At 66.4% G+C, this 20,715-nt stretch carries 19 protein-coding genes; 16 read left to right on the forward strand and 3 right to left on the reverse strand.

Translation table 11 applies throughout. The annotated features are described in order from the left end of the window. Positions 1–108: 108 nt before the first annotated feature. Positions 109–828 carry an aspartate/glutamate racemase family protein gene (locus BST13_RS05120; RefSeq protein WP_083161272.1) on the reverse strand — a complete coding sequence of 240 codons (720 nt, stop codon included), beginning with the start codon at positions 826–828 and terminating at the stop codon, positions 109–111. Between the two features lie 39 nt (positions 829–867). Continuing rightward, a complete protein-coding gene (locus BST13_RS05125; RefSeq protein WP_083161274.1) occupies positions 868–2,454 on the reverse strand; it encodes an NCS1 family nucleobase:cation symporter-1 in 1,587 nt (528 codons plus the stop codon). A 415-nt stretch (positions 2,455–2,869) separates the two neighbouring features. On the opposite strand from BST13_RS05125, the gene BST13_RS05130 reads away from it, so the two are divergent. From BST13_RS05130 to BST13_RS05190, 13 genes are all read left to right on the forward strand, one after another. Then, a complete protein-coding gene (locus BST13_RS05130; protein ID WP_083161276.1) occupies positions 2,870–3,277 on the forward strand; it encodes an allophanate hydrolase-related protein in 408 nt (135 codons plus the stop codon). 34 nt (positions 3,278–3,311) lie between these two features. Then, entirely contained in the window at positions 3,312–4,133 is an 822-nt protein-coding gene (locus tag BST13_RS05135) for a hydroxypyruvate isomerase family protein (protein WP_083161278.1), read from the forward strand. 32 nt (positions 4,134–4,165) lie between these two features. Beyond that, positions 4,166–5,050, forward strand: coding sequence for a 2-hydroxy-3-oxopropionate reductase (locus tag BST13_RS05140; RefSeq protein WP_083161280.1), 885 nt, complete (start codon positions 4,166–4,168; stop codon positions 5,048–5,050). 34 nt (positions 5,051–5,084) lie between these two features. Then, positions 5,085–6,890: a glyoxylate carboligase gene (gene gcl, locus BST13_RS05145; RefSeq protein ID WP_083161282.1), complete on the forward strand. Its 1,806-nt coding sequence runs from the start codon at positions 5,085–5,087 to the stop codon at positions 6,888–6,890. 6 nt (positions 6,891–6,896) lie between these two features. Further along, complete coding sequence (locus tag BST13_RS05150; RefSeq protein WP_083161284.1) at positions 6,897–8,033, forward strand: glycerate kinase; 1,137 nt, start codon at positions 6,897–6,899, stop codon at positions 8,031–8,033. 8 nt (positions 8,034–8,041) lie between these two features. Next, positions 8,042–9,109 carry an allantoicase gene (gene alc, locus BST13_RS05155; protein WP_211296007.1) on the forward strand — a complete coding sequence of 356 codons (1,068 nt, stop codon included), beginning with the start codon at positions 8,042–8,044 and terminating at the stop codon, positions 9,107–9,109. A 5-nt stretch (positions 9,110–9,114) separates the two neighbouring features. After that, positions 9,115–10,458 carry an allantoinase AllB gene (allB, locus tag BST13_RS05160; RefSeq protein WP_083161420.1) on the forward strand — a complete coding sequence of 448 codons (1,344 nt, stop codon included), beginning with the start codon at positions 9,115–9,117 and terminating at the stop codon, positions 10,456–10,458. 12 nt (positions 10,459–10,470) lie between these two features. Continuing rightward, positions 10,471–10,962: a 2-oxo-4-hydroxy-4-carboxy-5-ureidoimidazoline decarboxylase gene (gene uraD, locus BST13_RS05165; protein WP_083161422.1), complete on the forward strand. Its 492-nt coding sequence runs from the start codon at positions 10,471–10,473 to the stop codon at positions 10,960–10,962. After that, positions 10,959–11,288, forward strand: a complete 330-nt coding sequence (gene uraH, locus BST13_RS05170; RefSeq protein ID WP_083161288.1) for a hydroxyisourate hydrolase — start codon at positions 10,959–10,961, stop codon at positions 11,286–11,288. The genes uraD and uraH overlap by 4 nt, the downstream gene beginning before the upstream one ends. 58 nt (positions 11,289–11,346) lie before the next feature. Further along, entirely contained in the window at positions 11,347–12,228 is an 882-nt protein-coding gene (pucL, locus tag BST13_RS05175; protein ID WP_083161290.1) for a factor-independent urate hydroxylase, read from the forward strand. A gap of 11 nt (positions 12,229–12,239) precedes the next feature. Continuing rightward, complete coding sequence (locus BST13_RS05180) at positions 12,240–13,778, forward strand: nucleobase:cation symporter-2 family protein (RefSeq protein WP_083161292.1); 1,539 nt, start codon at positions 12,240–12,242, stop codon at positions 13,776–13,778. Between the two features lie 94 nt (positions 13,779–13,872). Further along, on the forward strand, positions 13,873–14,526 hold the full coding sequence (locus BST13_RS05185) for a DUF2278 family protein (protein WP_083161294.1): 654 nt from the start codon (positions 13,873–13,875) through the stop codon (positions 14,524–14,526). A gap of 43 nt (positions 14,527–14,569) precedes the next feature. After that, the gene (locus tag BST13_RS05190) at positions 14,570–15,871 is read left to right on the forward strand and encodes a TrpB-like pyridoxal phosphate-dependent enzyme (protein WP_083161296.1); all 1,302 of its coding nucleotides are present in this window, start codon (positions 14,570–14,572) and stop codon (positions 15,869–15,871) included. Between the two features lie 25 nt (positions 15,872–15,896). On the opposite strand, the gene BST13_RS05195 is transcribed toward BST13_RS05190, so the two are convergent. Beyond that, the gene (locus tag BST13_RS05195; protein WP_083161298.1) at positions 15,897–17,729 is read right to left on the reverse strand and encodes a serine/threonine-protein kinase; all 1,833 of its coding nucleotides are present in this window, start codon (positions 17,727–17,729) and stop codon (positions 15,897–15,899) included. Positions 17,730–17,859: 130 nt separating this feature from the next. Here BST13_RS05195 and BST13_RS05200 point away from each other — a divergent pair, with 130 nt between their 5' ends. The 3 genes from BST13_RS05200 (at position 17,860) to BST13_RS05210 (ending at position 20,706) form a co-directional block, all read left to right on the forward strand. Beyond that, positions 17,860–18,249 carry a TA system antitoxin ParD family protein gene (locus BST13_RS05200; RefSeq protein ID WP_083161300.1) on the forward strand — a complete coding sequence of 130 codons (390 nt, stop codon included), beginning with the start codon at positions 17,860–17,862 and terminating at the stop codon, positions 18,247–18,249. 28 nt (positions 18,250–18,277) lie between these two features. Further along, positions 18,278–18,859: an ATPase gene (locus BST13_RS05205; protein ID WP_083161302.1), complete on the forward strand. Its 582-nt coding sequence runs from the start codon at positions 18,278–18,280 to the stop codon at positions 18,857–18,859. A 158-nt stretch (positions 18,860–19,017) separates the two neighbouring features. Further along, positions 19,018–20,706 carry a biotin carboxylase gene (locus BST13_RS05210; RefSeq protein ID WP_211296008.1) on the forward strand — a complete coding sequence of 563 codons (1,689 nt, stop codon included), beginning with the start codon at positions 19,018–19,020 and terminating at the stop codon, positions 20,704–20,706. The last annotated feature ends 9 nt before the right edge of the window (positions 20,707–20,715 follow it).

A 20,715-nucleotide genomic window follows, 5' to 3' on the forward strand; every position in this document is an offset into this window, starting at 1 on the left:
CCAACCCTTCGATTCGGTCTCGCCCGATGCCGCCATAGTAATCCACAAAGCGGAATCGGTTATTCGTATCCCGAAGTGCGCCCGGCGGATGGAGCGATGTGGGACACGTCAGCGCGGAGGCCAGTTCTTGAACGTCTTCGGTCGCGGTGGCGCATAGGTGCGCACCTTGGATGTGCTCAGGCCCAGCCGAACCAGCGATTCGGCGATGGTGACCGCTGCGGCGACCCCGTCGACCACCGGTACACCGGTCCGCTTGCGGATATCCGCGTCGAGTCCGGCCATGCCGCCGCAGCCGAGCACGATGACCTCGGCCCGGTCCTGGGTGACAGCGCATTCCGCCTGTTCGACGATCGCGGTCACAGCACGGTCCGGATCATCTTCGAGTTCGAGGACCCCGAGGCCGCTGGCCCGCACCGATGCACACCGCACGTCGAGACCGGCCAGCTTCAAGCGGTCTTCGATCATCGGCACCGCGCGGTCCAACGTGGTGACCACCGAGTACTTGTGGCCGAGGAACATCGCGGTGCTGGCGCCCGCCTCGGTGATGTCGACCACCGGCACGTCCAGCAGTTCTTGCAGCCCTTCACGACCGTGCTCGCCGTATCCGGCCTGGATGACAGCGTCGAACGGCTCCGGGTATGCCCGCACGGTTTCCATGACGGCGATCGCGGCGAGATAGCTCTCGTAATTGCCCTCGACCGAGTCGGCACCGAAAAGCGGTGTCAACGCGACGATCTCGGTACCGGGCGAGGCCGCGGCGGCGGCCTGGCGTCCGATGGAGTCGGTCATCGACTCGGTGGTGTTGACGTTCACGACAAGGATGCGCATGTGCGGGCCCTTCGGAAGTGAGGTGTCGGCCGGATGTGATCAGTGCACGCTGGGGACGGCGATCGGCTCACCGGAGACATCCTCGAACGTTTGGTTTCGGTCGGCGATCACGAGATAGATGATCGCACCGAGGCCGGCGCCGAAGAACCATGAGAACGGCGCGACGGCATGCAACGCGGGAATGAAGGCAATCAGCAGGGAGAGCACGGCGGCGGGGATGAATCCGGCGATGGCCCTCGGGTTGAATCCGTTGCGGTAGAAGTAAACCCCGTCAGGATCCTCGGTGTAGAGCGCCGGAACGTTGATCTTGGTGCGACGCAACAGCCAGTAGTCGGCGATGATGACGCCGAACAGCGGACCGAGCAGGGCGCCGAGGCCACCGAGGAAGTACACGATCACCGCCGGGCTGTTGTAGAGGTTCCAGGGCAAGATGACCAGACCGATGACGGCGCTGACCACACCGGCGCGGGCGAAGTTGAGCTTGCGCGGGAAGAGATTGGTCAATGCGTAAATCGGTGCGACGAAGTTGGCCATCAGGTTGACCGCGATGGTGAGCACCAGCAGGGCCAGAGATGCCGCGACCAGCAGGAACGTGTTCGGGATCGCGTGAACGATGTCTGCGGGGCTCTCGATGACGACGCCGTCGATCTTGAATTGGGCGCCGGCCATCACGATGACGATCACGCCGAAGAACAGCATGTTGATGGGAATGCCCCAGAAATTGCCCTTGACGATGGATCGCCGAGTCTTCGAAGCCCGGGTGAAGTCGCAGAAGTTCAGCACGAACGTGGCGTAGATCGACACCCACAGCGCGCCACCGGCGAAGATCTCGCGCCACATGGCGCCACCGGTCAACGGCTTGCCGTTCGACCAGGCGATCCCGCCGCCCGCTTTGACGAAGATCCACACCGCGAGCGCGGCCATGGTGGCCAGAATGATCGGGCCGGCGACGGCCTCGTACTTGCGGATCATGTCCAGGCCGTGCTGAACGATGTAGGTCTGCACGATCCACAAGACGCCGAAGGTCAGCCAGCCGAGCGTGGACAACCCCAGGATCGAATTGTGGTCCCATGTCTGCAGCCCCGGGATCAGCGCGATCAGCAGTACGCGCAGTACCAGTGAGGCCAGGTAGGTCTGGATGCCGAACCAGACGATGGCGACGCCACCGCGGATGGCTCCGGGAATCTGGGCGCCGCGGACACCGAACGAGATACGGCACATGACGGGGAAGGGAACGCCGGTCTTGTAACCCATGAACCCCGAGAAGGTCAGCAACCCGAACAGCAGCGCGGCGCCGATGCCCAGTGCGAGCAGGATCTGCCAGCCACCCAATCCGAGAGCGAACAATCCCAACGCGAAGCCGTAGTTGCCAAGGCTGTGTACGTCATTGGCCCACAGCGTGAAGATGTTGTAGCCGCTCCAGCGCCTGCCTGCCGCCTTGGTCGGGGCGAGGTCCTGGTTGTAGAGCCGCTCACTGACATCGGGCAGCCCGGGCGTATCCGTCGGCGGGTGATGCAGGATCGGGTCGTGGTGGCCGGCGGATCCGGGCCGCGCCGGCGTCGCCTCACCGCGCCGCCACCGACTGCCCACGATGGATTGAGTGTGTGGCTGGTCTGATATCGCCATCAGGCGCTCCTCGTTGCAGGGGATATCGGATCTGGCGTCAGCAACGAGATAGGAGGATCTCGCGCTGGCATCAAATTTCGCATTGTGAAATTCGACTCTCGATATACGAAAGTCTGCCGTGTGGCAGGCATCACGTCAAGCCCCTGCGCCGGAATCGGCGCCTCGAGACGGCTCGACGTCCCGCTCCGAGGGATGCACCGTTGACATTTTCGGCAATGCCCTGACCTGTAGCGATGCCCAGCCCTGCGCACCACGCAGCCTGAGCCTGGCCCAATCCGTCGGCCCGCGAACCCTTGACAGCGGGCGCGTCAGCGCGCTTCACTGTGTTCACGAAACGAAATATATATTTCACAATACGAAAAATCAGAGGCCGGGCGGATGTCACGCCGCCCCAATCGACGACGAGGAGCGACACATGGCCGAGCTGTTCTGCAACGGGGGAGCGATGCGAGGCGGCAACCTCCACCACAACGTGTCCGAACACCGATTCCTGGGCGCCGTCCGCACCGCACCGCTGTACCGCTTCTTCTCCGTCCGCGACGAATTCCCGGCGCTGTTGCTGACCGAAAACGGGGGCGCTTCGATCGAGGGGGAGCTCTACGACGTGCCACTGGACAGCATCCGCACCGACTTCCTGCCGGACGAGCCCGAGGAGCTCGAGCTGACCGTGATCCAACTCGACGACGGCCGTTCGGTTCTCGCGGTCGGCCTGCGCCCGGGGTTGGTCGACACCAAGGCCGACGAGCTCATCGAGATCACCCAACACGGCGGATGGCGACAGTATCGCGGGCTCCCGAACCCCGACACCGCCCCAGCCTCCTGAACCCCTCACTGAACCGAAAAGCGAGAGAACACCGATGAATACCTCTGCCTACACCGTCAACTGCTCGATCCTGCTGACCGATGTGCCGCTGCTGCAACGACCGCAGGCGGCGCGCGACGCAGGGTTCGACGCCGTCGAATTCTGGTGGCCCTTCGATACTTCCGCACCGCGCGACAGTGACGTCGACGCGTTCGTGGCGGCGATCGAGAACGCCGGCGTATCGCTGACCGGCCTCAACTTCGCGGCGGGCGACATGCCGGCAGGCGATCGCGGGCTGCTGTCCGACCCGGCCCAGGTCGCCGCGTTCCGGGACAGCGTCGAGGTCGCCATCAGCATCGCAGAACGGCTGGGCACCAAGGCTTTCAATGCGCTTTACGGCAACCGTATCGACGGTGTCGATCCGAAACAGCAGGACGACATCGCGACGGAGAACCTCGCGCATGCGGGTAAGGCCGCCGAGCAGATCGGTGCGGTGGTGCTCATCGAGCCGGTCAGCGGGGCGCCGTTGTATCCGCTGACACGTGCGTCTGACGCGATCGCCGTGATCGACCGGGTGCAGGCCGAACACGGCGTCGAATCCCTGCGTCTGCTGGCCGATCTGTACCACCTGGCGGTCAACGGTGACGACGTCGGCGCCGCCATCGACGCCTACGCACCACGCATCGGACACGTGCAGATCGCCGATGCACCCGGCCGCGGCGAACCCGGCACCGGAACCCTCGACATCGACGGGTACCTGCGCCGCCTCGCGGGACACGGCTATCGCGGCTACGTCGGGCTGGAGTACAAGTCGACCCGCCCGGACACCTTCGACTGGCTACCGGTCGACCAGCGCGCATCCCGCGCCGCCAACTGACAACCACCCCTCTGACGGAATCGAGCACACTCGTGAGCACCATCGCATTCATCGGACTCGGAATCATGGGCAGCCCCATGGCTGTTCACCTCGCCAAGGCAGGCCATCAGGTCGTCGGCTACAACCGCTCGCGGGAGCGCACCGCGGCGCTGGTCCATGCCGGCGGGACCGCCGCGGAGTCCATCGCCCAGGCTGTCGCGGACGCAGACGTCATCGCCGTGATGGTCCCTGATTCGCCCGACGTACAGGCCGTGCTCGCCGGTGAGCACGGCGTATTCGATCACGCCAAACCCGGCGCTCTCATCATCGACTTCTCCAGCATCCGGCCCGATGTCAGCACCGAACTCGCCACGCAGGCCGCCGAACGAGGATTCCGCCTGCTCGACGCCCCGGTGTCGGGCGGCGAGGCGGGCGCCATCAACGCCGCGCTGTCGATCATGGTCGGCGGGTCTGCCGAGGACTTCGCAGCCGCCAAACCGATCCTCGACGTCGTCGGCAAGACGATCGTGCATGTCGGCCCGAGCGGTTCAGGGCAGACTGTCAAGGCCGCCAATCAGCTGATCGTCGCAGGCAACATCGAACTGTTGGCCGAGGCGATCGTCTTCCTCGAGGCCTACGGCGTGGACACCAAAGCCGCGGTCGAGGTTCTCGGCGGGGGACTGGCCGGGTCCGCCGTCCTCAACCAGAAGGCGCAGAAGATGCTGGACAGGTCTTTCGACCCCGGCTTCCGCATCGAACTGCACCATAAGGATCTCGGCATCGTGACCGCCGCCGCCCGGGAAGCCGGGGTGGTGACGCCGCTCGGCGCCGTCGTCGCCCAACTGATGGCCTCGGCGCGAGCGAACGGTGATGGCGGCCTTGATCATTCAGCTCTGTTCCGCGGGGTCGAGCGGCTGTCCGGCCGCAAGCCCGAGTGAACTCATCCAAACTATTTTTCGACGGAGAACCGATATGCCTCGTATGCGCGCCGTGGATGCGGCAGTCAAAATTCTGGAGCTCGAAGGTGCCACCCAGGCCTTCGGTCTCCCCGGAGCGGCGATCAACCCGTTCTATTCCGCGATGCGCGCCCACGGCGGCATCCGGCATGTTCTCGCCCGCCACGTCGAGGGGGCGTCCCACATGGCCGAGGGATACACCCGTGCCAAGGCCGGCAACATCGGTGTGTGCATCGGTACGTCGGGGCCCGCGGGAACCGACATGATCACCGGGTTGTATTCGGCCATGGCGGACTCCATCCCGATCTTGGCGATCACCGGCCAGGCGCCGGTCGCACGCCTGCACAAGGAGGATTTCCAGGCCGTTGACATCGCCGCCATCGCGGGACCGGTCACCAAGATGGCGATGACCGTGCTGGAGCCCGCCCAGGTGCCCGGTGCGTTTGCCAAGGCATTTCATCTGATGCGCTCGGGCCGTCCGGGTCCGGTGCTGCTGGACCTGCCGATCGACGTGCAGCTGGCGGAGATCGATTTCGATCCGGACACCTATGCGCCGCTGCCGGTGCACAAGCCGGCCGCGACGCGGGCGCAGGCCGAGAAGGCGCTGGACATGCTGGCTGCGGCGCAGCGCCCGTTGATCGTGGCCGGCGGCGGCATCATCAACGCCGATGCCGCGGACCTGCTCGTGGAGCTGGCCGAGCTGCTGGATGTGCCGGTGGTGCCGACCTTGATGGGTTGGGGCGCGATTCCCGACGATCACCGGCTCACGGCGGGCATGGTGGGGTTGCAGACGGCGCACCGCTACGGCAACGCGACGATGCTCGCCTCGGATTTCGTCCTCGGCATCGGGAACCGGTGGGCCAACCGGCATACCGGTGGACTCGACACCTACCGCAAGGGCCGCAAATTCGTGCACGTCGACATCGAGCCCACCCAGATCGGCCGGGTCTTCGCCCCCGACTACGGCATCGTCTCTGACGCGAAGGCTGCCCTCGAGCAGTTCATCGCCGTGGCCCGCGAGCGCAAGGCCACCGGCGCGCTGCCGGACCGGTCGGCGTGGGTGGCGGACTGCCAGGGCCGCAAGCGCACCATGCAACGCAAGACCCACTTCGACGACGTCCCGGTCAAGCCGCAGCGGGTGTACGAGGAGATGAACCGTGTCTTCGACCGGGAAACCCGCTACGTCAGCACAATTGGGCTCTCACAGATCGCCGGCGGCCAGTTCCTCCACGTGTACAAGCCACGCAACTGGATCAACTGCGGCCAGGCCGGTCCGTTGGGCTGGACCATTCCCGCGACGCTCGGCGTGGTCACCGCCGACCCCGATGCGACCGTGGTCGCGCTCTCGGGGGACTATGACTTCCAGTTCATGATCGAAGAACTCGCGGTCGGCGCCCAATTCAACCTGCCCTACATCCATGTCGTGGTGAACAACTCCTACCTGGGCCTGATCCGCCAGGCGCAGCGGGCATTCGACATGGACTACTGCGTCCAGCTCGGTTTCGACAACATCAACTCCGAGGAGACCACCCACCACGACACCCTGCCCGCCATGCCCAAGGGCTACGGCGTCGACCATGTGAAGGTCGCCGAGGGACTGGGCTGCAAGGCAATTCGGGTGACCGAGCCCGGCGAGATCGCCGGCGCGCTGCAGCGGGCCCGCGTGCTGGCCGGTGAGCACAAGGTTCCGGTGATCGTCGAGGTCTTCCTGGAACGCGTGACCAACATCGCGATGGGGACCGAGATCGACAACGTCGCCGAATTCGAGGAACTCGCCACGAGCTCCGAACACGCGCCCACAGCCCTCATGTTGCTGGATTAGGTCGCCGTGACACGCGTACTCGTCGCGCCCGACAAGTTCAAGGGCTCGCTGACCGCGGCGGAGGTGGCCGACGCACTCGCCGAGGGACTCACCGCAGGCAACCCGTCCTGGTCGGTCACCACGGCCCCGGTCGCCGATGGGGGAGACGGTACGGTGGCCGCCGCCGTCGCCGCCGGTTGGACGCCGGTCGCGGTGGCCACCACCGGGCCGACGGGCCGCCATGTCACCACCCAGTACGCCCGCCGCGGGCCGACCGCCGTGGTCGAACTGGCCGCGGCCGTGGGCCTCGTGGCCCTCCCGGACGGTGAGCTGGATCCCTTGGGGGCGACCACATTCGGGCTCGGCACCGTGATCGGGCACGCCCTCGACCAGGGTGCGCGCGAGATCATCATCGGGGTCGGCGGCAGTGCGTCCACCGACGGGGGCGCCGGGATGTTGCAAGCGCTCGGTGCGCGGATCCTCGACGCCGAGGACAACGACGTGCGTCCCGGGGGAGCCGCCTTGCGACGGGCGGCGCGCATCGACCTGGGCGCGCTACATCCAGCGGCCCGCACTGCGCATTTTCAGCTTGCGTGCGATGTCGACAACCCGCTGCTCGGCCCGCGGGGCGCGACGGCGGTGTACGCACCGCAGAAGGGCGCGACAGCAGTGAATCTGGTGATCTTGGAGGAGTCGATGACCCGGTGGGCCCAGCTGCTGCACGTCGCGACCGGCCGTGACGACAGCCGAGTGGCAGGGGCCGGAGCCGCGGGCGGAACCGCGTTCGGAGCGATGTCGGTGCTCGGCGCGACCACCCGGCCCGGCATAGAAACCGTCCTCGACCTCATCGAGTTCCGGCGCAAGCTCGCCGAGACGGATATCGTCATCACGGGTGAGGGATCACTGGACACACAGAGCCTGCACGGCAAGGCGCCTGTCGGCGTGGCCGCCGCGGCCCGCGAGGCCGGCGTACCCGTCGTCGCGGTCGCCGGCCGCAGCACACTGCGCGAAATCCAGTTGCGCGACGCCGGAATTGCCAAGGCATACACGCTCGCCGAGCTCGAGCCCGACACCCACACGTCCATGGTGAATGCGGCCGCCCTGCTGCGCCGGATCGGACGCGCCATCGCGGTGTCCGCCGACCTCGTCACCACCAGCCGATAAGGAGAATCATGAGCACCGATTTCACAGGCCTGCCCGATCTTGCCTCGCGCGCCCTCGGCGGCAGCGTGTCAGCGGCCAACGACGAACTGTTCGCGCAGCGGGAGAATCTGATCAAGCCCGAGGCGCCGTTCTTCGACCCGCACGAGTTCGGGCACAAGGGCAAGGTCTATGACGGGTGGGAAACCCGTCGCCGCCGCGACGATGGCCACGACTACGCGATCGTCCGGCTCGGCACCGCCGGCATCATCCACGGAATCATCGTCGACACAGCGTATTTCAAGGGCAACTACCCGCCGTTCATCTCGGTCGAGGCCGCGTCCATCGAGGGCTACCCCTCCATCGAGGAAGTCATGAAGGCGGATTGGCAGACGATCGTCGCGAAGTCTCCCGCGCAGGGCGATACACCCAACGCCTACGAGGTGACCGACCGTCACCGCTGGACTCATGTACGGCTGTCGATCTATCCGGACGGCGGCGTGGCGCGGTTGCGTTTGCACGGCGAGGTGGTGCCGGATCCCCGGTTCCTCGACGGGACGGTCGACCTGCTTGCCGCGGAAAACGGTGGGCGGCTGGTGGATTGCTCCGACGCCTTCTACGCCTCGCCGGCAAACATCATCCTGCCCGGCCGGGCCAGGAACATGGGCGAGGGCTGGGAGAACTCGCGCAGGCGTGGCGGTGGCAACGATTACGCGGTCTTCGTTCTCGCCGCGGCCGGCCGGCCCCGGCACGTCGAGATCGACACCAGCTACTACGTCGGCAACGCGCCCGGCTGGGTGCGGCTCAGCGGGATCGACGCGCGCTCGGCCGATATCGGTGACACCGACGCGTGGACCGAACTGTTGGCGCGCACCGCCGTGCAGCCAGACACACGACACCGTTTCGTGCTGGACGGCACCGCCGCGGTGACCCATCTGCGTCTCGACGTCTACCCCGACGGTGGTCTGTCCCGGCTGCGGCTGTTCGGCGAGCTCGACGAGCAGGCCCGCTCTGACGCTCGCCGCAAGTGGTGGGACGCCCTGCCGGCCAGCCACCAGGTTCTGATCGCCGATCAGGCTCCGACTGCTCAGGGAAGGTGAATCCGATGTCCGACAAGCTCGACCTGGTTTTCCGTGCTCCGCGCGTGATCACGGCGGCCGGCGAGGTAGCGCGATGTGTCGGCGTCAGCGACGGTCGCATCGTCACCATCGAGCCCATCGATGCCGACCTCGACGCCGACCAGTTCGTCGAGCTCGGTGACGACGAGGTGCTCATCCCCGGTCTGGTCGACACCCACGTGCACGTCAACGAACCTGGCCGCACCGAGTGGGAAGGGTTCGCCAGCGCGACGCGGGCGGCCGCGGCAGGCGGTATCACCACGATCGTGGACATGCCGCTCAACAGCATCCCGCCCACGGTCAATGTCGAAGCGCTACAGGTGAAGCGACGCGTCGCGGCAGACCAGGCGTACGTCGACGTCGGATTCTGGGGCGGGGCCGTCCCCGGCAACGTGCCGGATCTGCGCGCGCTGCACGACGCGGGAGTGTTCGGCTTCAAGTGTTTTCTGCTGCACTCCGGCGTCGACGAGTTCCCGCCGTTGGATCCCGACGGACTTGAGTTGGCGCTCAAGGAAATCGCCTCGTTCGGCGCCATGATGATCGTGCACGCCGAAGACGCCCACGCCATCGACCGCGCCGCCTCGCCCGGTGGCGACAACTACGCCGACTTCTTGTCGTCGCGACCCCGCGGCGCAGAGAACCTCGCGATCGCCGAGGTCATCGAGTTGGCTCGCTGGACCGGCTGCCGCGTCCACATCCTGCACCTGTCCAGTTCCGACGCGCTGCCGATGATCGCGTCGGCTCGCCGCGACGGCGTCAAGCTCACCGCGGAGACGTGTCCGCACTACCTGTCCTTCGTCTCGGAAGAGATTCCCGCGGGCGCCACACAGTTCAAGTGCTGCCCGCCCATCCGGGAAGCGGCCAACCGGGAGCTGTTGTGGCAGGGGCTGGTCGACGGGGTCATCGATTGCATCGTGACCGACCATTCCCCGTGCACGGCGGATCTCAAGAGGTTCGACATCGGCGATTTCGGCGTCGCTTGGGGCGGTATCGCCTCGTTGCAGGTGTCACTGTCGGCGGTGTGGTCGGAGGCCAAGCGACGCGGCTACAGCCTGGGCGATGTGGTCCGCTGGATGGCCGAGAATCCCGCCCGGCAGGTCGGGCTGAACACCAAGGGCCACATCGCCCTTGGCTACGCCGCCGACTTCGCCGTCTTCGCGCCGGACGACGCCTTCGTCGTCGACGCGAAAGCCCTCCAGCACAAGAACCCCGTCTCCGCCTATGACCAGCGCGCGCTCGCCGGAGTGGTGCGCAGTACCTGGCTGGCCGGCAAGCGGATCGATATCGACGAGGATCCGCGCGGGCGGCTGCTCAGCCGGGGAATGGCGTAGCCGACGATGCCGATGTCACTGACGGACTTCAACGCCGCGGGCCCAGCAGACGCCGCAGCGGCCGTGCGGCCCTGCCTCGACGTGGACCGCTGGGTGAACGCCATCGTGGACGCGCGGCCGTACCCGGACCTCGAGGCGGCGGTGGCCGTCGCCCGGTCGGCCGCCGACCCGTTCACCGATGACGAACTGACCATTGCGCTGAGTCATCATCCGCGGATCGGGGAACGCGCATCGGGTGCCACGGCGGAGGCCGGCTTTTCGCGGGCCGAACAATCCGGGGTCTCCTCCGATGCTGACGTGCAGCGCCGTCTGGTCGAGGGGAATCGCGCCTACGAGAAGCGGTTTGGCCACGTGTTCTTGATCCGCGCGGCCGGCCGCAGCAGCGAGGAGATCCTCGCCGCGCTCGAAGAACGCCTCACCAACGACGCCGCGACGGAGAAGTCGATCATGGCCGATCAGCTTCGTCAGATCGCGGTGCTTCGCCTGCAAGGAGTGTTGGGATGAGCTACATCACGACCCACGTGCTCGACGCCACCGCGGGCCGCCCCGCCGCAGGCGTGGCCGTCACGCTGCGTGCCGGTCCCACCGGCGAGCAGATCGCCTCCGGGGTGACCGATGAGGACGGCCGGATCGCCGATCTCGGCCCCGACCGCCTGGAGCCCGGCCACTACCGGATCGACTTCGGCACCGGCGACTACTTCGCAGGCCGCGGCCAGGACACCTTCTATCCGCAGGTCTCGATCTCGTTCAGCGTCAGCGCCGATCAGGCGCACTACCACGTGCCACTGCTGCTCAGTCCCTTTGCCTACTCGACCTATCGCGGCAGCTGACTGCGCGAAGCCTCTCACCCCAACCTCAGCCACCCACAACCCTTTAGGAGCGATCGACATGAGTGACGTTGTGCTCACCGCCAACCAGTACGGAAAAGCCGAGAACCGGGTCGTGCGCATCACGCGTGACACCGCACGGCACGAGATCGAGGACCTCAACGTCACGTCCCAGTTGCGTGGCGATTTCGCGGCGGCGCACACCGAAGGCGACAACTCGCATGTGGTGCCCACCGACACCCAGAAGAACACGATCTTCGCGTTCGCCAAGGACGGCATCGGATCTCCCGAGGCCTTGCTGCTGCGGCTGGCCGACCACTTCACCGGCGAATTCGACTGGGTCACGGGTGGGCGTTGGGCCGCCGAACAGTACCGGTGGAGCCGGATCAACGACCACGACCACTCCTTCTACCGCAGCGGGCCCGAGACGCGTACCGCGGTGCTGGTCCGCGATGGCGACAGCGACACCATGATCACCGGCTTCTACGGCCTGACCGTGCTGAAGTCCACCGAGTCCGGCTTCGTCGGGTATCCCAAGGACAAGTACACGACACTGGCCGAGACCACCGATCGCATCCTGGCCACGGACATCGCCACCCGCTGGCGGTACAACACCACCGATCTGGACTTCAACGCGATCTACGAAGACGTCCGCGCGATCATGCTCGACACGTTCACGCAGGGATACTCGAAAGCACTGCAGCACACTCTGTATCAGATGGGCGAGGCAGTGATCGGCGCGCACCCCGAGATCGACGAGATCAAATTCTCGTGCCCCAACAAGCACCATTTCGTGGCCGACCTGTCCTTCTGCGGCCTGGACAACCCGAACGAGGTGTTCTTCGCCGCCGACCGTCCCTATGGCCTCATCGAGGCCACCATCGCCCGCGCCGGAGCTCCGTCGGCCGACGCCGCCTGGGTGGGGATCGCCGGATTCTGCTGAGGAATGTGACCATGAAACTGCACCGCAATCGGACGGTCGACGACGGCGCCGAAGAAGTCCAGCGCCCCGAGGACGAGCGGCTCGGGGTCGGGCGATCGTTCGCCTACGGCGCCCAGCACGTGCTCACGATGTACGGCGGCATCATCGCCCCGCCGTTGATCGTCGGCGGGGCAGCCGGTGTGCCGCCCGCGCAACTCGGCGTACTGGTGGCCAGCTGTCTTTTCATCGGGGGCCTGGCCACCATTCTCCAGTCGGTCGGCATTCCATGGTTCGGCTCCCAGCTGCCGCTCGTGCAGGGCACCTCGTTCGCCAGTGTCGCCACGTTGGTGGCGATCGTGACGCAGGGCGGGGGATTGCCCGCGGCGTTCGGTTCGGTGATGGCCTCGGCCGCAATCGGTTTGGCGATCACACCATTCTTCGCCCGCATCATCAGATTCTTCCCGCCGGTCGTCACCGGCACGGTCATCACCACCATCGGGCTGAGCCTGATGCCGGTGGCGGCCAACTGGGCGATGGGCAACAACGCCAAGCTGCCGACCTTCGGTTCGATCGAGAACATCATGCTCGCGGGCTTCACGCTGCTGGTGGTGATCATCCTCAGTCGATCCAATGTGCCTGCCATTTCCCGGCTTTCGATTCTGTTCGCGATCATCGTCGGCACCGCGGTGGCCACCGTCCTCGGCAAGGCCGACTTCTCCAAGGTGGCAGACGGTCCCATCGTCGCGTTCCCCGAGCCGTTCCACTTCGGCGCACCCGTGTTCACCGTCGCCGGCGTCCTGTCGATGACCATCGTGGTGCTCGTCATCCTCACCGAGACCACGGCCGACATCCTGGCAGTCGGGGAGATCGTGAAGACCCGCGTCGATCGCCGCCGGATCGGCAATGGCCTGCGGGCCGACATGGGCGCCTCGCTGGTATCACCGATCTTCAACGGATTCGTCCAGAGCGCCTTCGCCCAGAACGTCGGTCTGGTCGCCATCACCGGGGTCAAGAGCCGCTTCGTCGTCACCGCGGGCGGGGCCATCCTGGTGATCCTCGGGCTGCTGCCGGTGCTCGGCCGCGGCGTCGCCGCGGTGCCGTACCCGGTGCTCGGTGGAGCCGGTCTCGTGTTGTTCGGCACCGTGGCGGCGTCCGGTATCCGAACCCTCGCCAGGGTGAACTACCAGGGCAACATGAATCTGGTCATCGTCGCGACGTCGGTGGGTATGGGCATGATTCCGATTGCGGCGCCGAACTTCTGGGAGCATTTCCCGGCCTGGTTCCAGACCATCTTCCACTCGGGAATCAGCTCGGCGGCCATCGCCGCGGTGCTGCTCAACCTGTTCTTCAACCACATCCGGTTCGCCCGCCAGAAGCCGGGCTCCTCGGTGTTCGCCGCGGCAGACCGCTTCATCGCCTTCGACGAGGTCCAGGCCTACAGCAAGCTCCGCGAGGGTGACCACATCGAAGACGGCCGGATCGTCGACGCGGACGGTAAACCGCTGCGGGTCAAGCAGAGCGACGGACAACTGGTCGATGTCCCGATCTGCGCGGGCTCCGGCGACCATTGAGCGCCACGCCCACCCAAGTCGAGTAGCGCGCTACTCATCCACTTCCCCTCGCTGACAGCAAGAATCGGTTCGCAGCGGGCTAGAGGAGGGCGTCATGGCGTTACCGGCGTACGGAGTGCTCATCGGTACCCTCGACCATTTCGCACGCGAGGACCCCAATCACTTCGGGTCGTGGTATCACGGCAAGATCTATGTGAATGCGCGGCTCGGCCTGTACGAATGCGCTGTCGATGTGTCGACGCCAAGTGGTGTGCCTGTCCAGTATCGAGAGGTGCGCAACCTCGACAAACGACTGTTCTCCGTCAGTTCAACGACCGACGAGTGGCATCCGCTGGCCCGTTCGGAAGAGTCGGGTGCCCTCGACTATCTGCGCTCACCACTGCTGCGGGGACACGCTGGATGCGTCGGGTTCGTCGCGAGTCCGCTGATCGATCTGGTCAACACCATCCTTCGGTCACCCCGCTTCGGCTGGGTTGAGAGCACCGCCGACAACGCGCTGAATCTGTTGGAGGAGCGGCTGTCTCACTCCAGGAGGCTGTACGTCTTCGGTCGCCCGTACACGACCGGTTTGGGTGTCCACGACATCCACATGAACCAGGGCGATCCGCCGGGTCAGTTTCAGGGCCAAGACGGCATCTGGCAGGACGGCGGAACCATCATCGAGTCGAACGGCGGGACACTCAACGCGTTTCTGACGAAGTTCAAGACCCAGTCGTTGCAGACCGACGATAACGGCCTGCCGGTGTGAACACACTCGGGAAGGCCCGCCCACGGATCGTTACAGTGTCCCCATGACGCTGCATGCCGACGCCGCCCATCCGGATCTGGTGACCGTCGGGGTGCCGACGCACTGGTACAACCTGGCCGCCGAACTCGATCAGCCGATCCCGCCGCATCTGCATCCCGCAACGAAGGAGCCGGTCGGCCCGGACGATCTCGCGGCGCTCTTCCCGAGCGGCTTGATCGCCCAGGAGGTGTCCACCGAGGCGTACATCGCGATCCCCGACGTGGTGCGCGAGATCTACTCGATGTGGCGACCGTCGCCGTTGATCCGGGCCCGACGGTTCGAGCAGGCGCTGAACACCGGCGCCCACATCTACGTCAAGTACGAGGGCGTCAGCCCGGTCGGTAGCCACAAGACCAATTCGGCCGTGGCACAGGCCTATTACAACAGCGTCGACGGGGTTCGGAAGCTGACCACCGAGACCGGCGCCGGGCAGTGGGGCAGTGCGCTCGCCTTCGCAGGGGCGCAGTTCGGCCTTGAGATCGAGGTATGGCAGGTCCGGGCGTCCTACGATTCGAAGCCCTACCGTGGTCACCTGATCCGGACGTACGGCGGCACCGTGCACCCGAGCCCGTCGGAACTCACCGAGTCGGGGCGCGCCATCCTGGCCCAGAACCCGAACACCACGGGCAGCCTCGGCATGGCCGTGAGCGAGGCGGTCGAGGTCGCGGCCGGCGACCCCGACACCCGGTACGCGCTCGGCAGTGTGTTGAACCACGTCGTGCTCCACCAGAGCGTCATCGGGCAGGAGGCCGTCGCGCAGCTCGCCGCGGTCGAGCCGAACGGTGCCGACGTCGTGTTCGGCTGTGCCGGTGGCGGTTCCAACCTCGCCGGGCTGGCGTTCCCGTTCCTGCGCGAGAAGATCCATGGGCGGTCCAACCCGCGCGTGGTGGCCGCCGAGCCGGTCGCGTGCCCGTCGATCACACAGGGGGAGTACCGCTATGACCACGGCGATGTGGCCGGCCTGACGCCGCTGCTCAAGATGCACACGCTCGGTATGGATTTCGTGCCCGACCCCATTCACGCGGGCGGGCTTCGCTACCACGGGATGGCGCCCGCGCTCAGCCACACCGTCGAACTCGGGCTTGTCGAGGGCATCGCCATCTCACAGCACGATGCGTTCTCGGCCGGTGTCCAATTCGCGCGGTCCCAGGGCATCGTGCCCGCGCCCGAGTCGACGCATGCCATCGCCGCCGCAGCGGCGCACGTGGCCGACGACCCGACCGAGCAGGTGGTGGTGATCGGGTTGTCCGGCCACGGCCAGCTCGATCTGCCGGCCTACGCGGAGTTCCTCGACAAGAAGTTCTGAACCGCCACCGTCCTCGCGGTGTCGGTCAGCTGGCGGCTCTCAAGGTGATGTCGGAGATGGCCGTGCGGCTCTGCCCGCCGACCGTGCCCAGCTTCGAAATCCACACCAGCACGTTGGACGTTTTGGTCTTGTTGTCGATCGGGATGGTGTTGTGTCCGGGCCGCAACGACACGTTCGAGGTCAGCTCGGTGGTGTCGGACAGGCTGCTCGGCGCGTCGCTGTCGGACGCACGAATCTGCACCTCGGTCCCGGTGCTGGGCACGTCGAGGGTCACTTCGCTCAGGGCCGTGGGCGCCGCGAGTTGCAGCATCAAGCCGACGCCCTGCTTGAAGGCGGGGAACGGTGTGGCGTCTTGGTAGATGTCGGTGGGCCACGCCGTGTCGGGGTTGCCGTCGATCGCCTTCCCCGCGTCGTTGGGATGGTCAGGTGATCCGCCGGGGGAGAACACCGTCGCACGCTGCGGCGTGACGAGCGGCCCGGGGCCACCGGATGACGGGACACCGAAGCCACCGGTGATGAAGTACACAGCCGTCGCCACAACCACGGCGAGCACCGCGAGGATTCCGACGACGCGCGCCGGGCGGGACTTCCACACGGACTTCTTGGCCGGCGTCACCTCGAACGAGTCACGCCGACGTCGGCCGCGCGTACCGGCCGAATGGTTGACCACTGCATCGGCGAAAAGAGTCCGGTCATCCCAGAAGCCGCTCACCTCCACGACGTCGCCGTCCGAGAGTTCGCCGGTGATGGAGTTGCCCCGCAGCTCGACCGGCACAACGGTGTGGGCTTGCCCCGTCGAGTCGTACCGCTCGACGCGGAAAGTCCAGACCTCCTCGTGCGCGTCCGGTCCGCTCGGTCGTTTCTGCACCCCGCGCGCCGTACCGAGCACCGTGAGCACGCCCAGCGGCCGGGTCTGCGGGGAACTACGGCCAACGTCGCCGGGATTCTCCAGACCGGCGGTGAACACACCCGAATCAGCGGGAACCCGTTCCAGGGCCGGTTCGGGCGCGGTCGCTTCGTTCAGACGCCCGTTGAGCGCCCGCGCGAAGTCGATACACCGCGCATAGCGCTGATCGGGATTCTTGGCCAGTGCCTTGGCCATGGCGGCGTCGAGGTGGGCAAGGTCGGGGCGGCGTTCCGACAGCCGAGGCGGCGGGGTGTTGAGGTGTTTGCCTGCGACGACGATGCGGTTGGCGTCATCGAACAGGGGTGCGCCGGTCAGCAGGTGGAACGCCGTGGCAGCCAGGGCGTACTGGTCGGCCCGGCCGTCGAGCGCCTTGCTGCTGAGCTGTTCGGGCGCGACGTACGCGACGGTGCCGATGGCCATGTTGGTTTCCGTGAGACCACTCACGTCGTCGGCCTCGCGGGCGATGCCGAAATCGGTGAGCAGCACGCGGCGACGGGCGCTTGCCGTCGGCGTGGTCACCAGGATGTTCGCCGGCTTGACGTCACGGTGCAGCAGGCGCCGCTCGTGTGCGAAATCGAGCGCTTCGGCGACCGCGGTCACGATCTCCACCACATCCTCATACGGCATGCCCGACGGGTACTGCTTCTCCAGCATGTGCCGGGCATCGGTGCCCTCGACGTAGTCCATGGAGATCCACAGATGGCCTTCGAACTCTCCGCGGTCGTGCACACCGACGATGTGCGGGTGCCACAACGTCGCAGCCAGCTCGGCCTCTCTGGTGAAACGCGCGCGGAACTCATCGTCGCGGGTGGTGTCCGTCGACAGGATCTTGAGCGCGTCCAGCCGGGGCAGCCGTGGATGCTGGGCGAGGTACACCTCGCCCATGCCACCGGCGCCGAGCAGCCGCTGGATGGAGTAGCCGGCGAAGACGTCACCGGAGTTGAACGGCATACGTTGGAGCCTACAAACGAGGGCACGTCGAACACGAAAATGCCGTTGTTTTCGCTGGCCAGGCCACGAGAGCGCACACTTGTGTTGCAGACTGCTACACTCGTAGCACAATGCTACACAGGAGGTAGCCATGACTGACACCGCAGACCGGGTGACGCGTTTCGCCGCTGATCTGATGGACAGTGCTGCCGCCGAGGGGGCCCGGCAAAGCCGGTCGGCCAAACAGCAGCTCGATCACTGGGCACGCGTGGGGCGGGCCGTCTCCAGCCAGCACAGCGCCGCCCGCCGCAAGGTCGAGGCTGCCCTGGCCGGCGATACGCCGTTGCGGGACCTGACGGCCGAGGAGGGCATCGTGTTCAACGCCGAGATCTCGGCGGCCATCGAAGAGAGCCTGGCGCGCAGCAACTACGGAGCGGCACTGGCCGCTCGCGGGGTCACCACGGTCGCGCTCGACGACAACGGCGACATCGTGCAGTACCGCCCCGACGGCAGCACGTCGGTGCTGGTGCCGCAGCAGTGATCGCTGACGCGCTGCCCACCGGCGCGCGGTGAAACGCCTCGACCTCGTCGTCGGCTCCAACGGCGCGGGGAAGTCGACCTTCGTCGAGCTCACCTTGGCGCCGCTGCTTCCGAACAGTCCCTTTGTCAATGCCGACGAGATCGCCAAGCGACGCTGGCCGGCCGACCCGGCCACACATTCCTACGACGCCGCGCGCATCGCGGCGCACACCAGGGCCGCACTCATCGATCGGGGCGAGTCCTTCATCGCCGAGACGGTGTTCTCGCACCCGTCGAAACTGGACCTCATCGACACCGCGCACAAGGCCGGATACGGCGTGGTGTTACACGCTGTCATGATCCCGGAGGACCTCGCCGTGCTGCGCGTGCGACACCGTGTCGAGGCCGGCGGGCACGACGTGCCGGACGACAAGATTCGCGAGCGCTACCAACGACTTTGGCCTATGGTAGCCACCGCGGCGGCCCGCTCGGAATCCGCGACGTTCTACGACAACAGCTCCGCCAAAGGCCCTCGCATCGTTGCCCAGGTGGCCGGCGGCTTCGCCGTCGGGGCACCGACGTGGCCGAAATGGGCACCAGCCGTGCTCGTTTCGACGTGGCCAGGGTCGTAGGACGCGCGTTGTTCGACTCGGGCATGGTCAGCGGCCTGAGTGCCGGTTTGTACACTTTTTCCGCGTTTCGGGTGCCATTTCGGTAGCTGTGCGGCCATGGACGCGGCTGCGACGATCTGAGTGCAGGCAGATTCGACAGCGCACAGGAGAACCCGTCTATGACCGAGCCCCGCCCTACCGCAACGCCGCGCAAGCGGGCCGCGAAGACCACTGCCAAGACCAAGGCGACCAAAGCGCCCGCACCGGTCGAGGACGTGGCGACAGAGCAGGCGACGGCGCAGGTGACGGCGGCGGCCAGCCCCACGCTCGGCGACGATCTGCGTGAAGTCAGCGTCGGTACCGACGCGGCCTTCGCGTCGTCTCCGTCGGGCGCGTCGAAACGTCGTCCGCTGCGCAATATTTCGGAGGTGCGCCACTTCTTCCGCACCAACGACGTCCCGGTGTACTTCATCGGTGCGACACCCTTCAATTTGCTCGGCCTCGACCGCTGGGTACGCAGGTTCTCCTACATCACCTACTACGACGCCTGGGACGGCGCACACCCGCGGGTGTTCACCCCGATCCACAAGCCCTACCAAGAGTTCGCGAGCGGCGAGGAGATCAACAACTGGCTGTTGCGCAACGCGGAGGTGCGCGCCCACATGAGCCGCGGGGTGCAGCCGGGAGTGCGCCCCAAGGTGGCGATGGTGTTCTTCGACGCCGAGACCGAGGCCATCTGCGCCGAGCTGGGCTACGACCTGATCCTGCCGCCGGCTGCGCTGCGGGAGCATCTGGATTCCAAGATCGTCACCACCAAGCTCGGCAATGAGGCGGGCGCGCCAAGCGTGCCCAACGTGCTGACCAAGGTCGACAGCTACGAAGCTCTCACGGCCGCTGCCGAAAAGGCCGGTCTCGGTGACGAACTCGTGGTGCAGACACCCTACGGCGATTCCGGCAAGACCACCTTCTTCATCTCGTCGGAGGCCGATTGGCGCAAGCACAGCGCACACATCGTCGGCGAGGACATCAAGGTCATGCGCCGCATCAACAACCGGCCCGTGGCGGTCGAGGCGGTCCTGACTCGCTGCGGAACAGTCGTCGGTCCGTTCATGACCGAGCTGACCGGCTACGCCGAACTGACGCCGTATCGCGGCGGCTGGTGCGGTAACGAGATGTATCCGGATGTCCTGTCACCGGAGCGGCGCGCCAAGGCAACCGAACTCGTCCGACGCTTGGGGGATCGACTGAGTCAGGAAGGCTACCGCGGCTTCTTCGAGGTCGACGTGCTCGTGGACGTCGACACCGACGAGGTCTATCTCGGCGAACTCAACCCACGGATCAGCGGCGCCTCGGCGATCACCAACGTCACCGCGGGCGCCTACGCCGACGTACCCCTGTTCCTCTTCCATCTCCTGGAATACATGGGCGTGGAATTCGACATCGACGTCGACGAGATCAATGAGCGCTGGGAGGAACTGGCTTCCGCCGATGTGTGGAGCCAGATGATCATCAAGGAGACGGCCGACGTCGTCGAGTTGCTCGAAGCAACGCCGCCGACCGGTCAGTACTACCTCGACTCCACCGGAGCGCTGGTGTTCCGCCGTGCTGCACTGGACTGGCATCAGCTGCAGGACGAGTCGGAGTCGTTCTTCCTGCGCATCTACGGACCCGGCGACTACCGCTGGAAGGGCGCAGATCTCGGGGTGCTGGTCACCAAGGGCCGGCTGCAGCGGGAACTCGCACAGGGCGGTTCGGCACTCACCATTCGCGCTGGGCACCTCATCGATTCGCTGAGAGCCCTGTACCGCGGTACACCGCTTGCCGAGCCCGCCACGATCGAACCGGCTGCCGGTCTCAAGCCGCTCTGACCGGTTCAC

The organism is Mycobacterium aquaticum (assembly GCF_002086485.1).
Taxonomy (GTDB): domain Bacteria; phylum Actinomycetota; class Actinomycetes; order Mycobacteriales; family Mycobacteriaceae; genus Mycobacterium; species Mycobacterium aquaticum.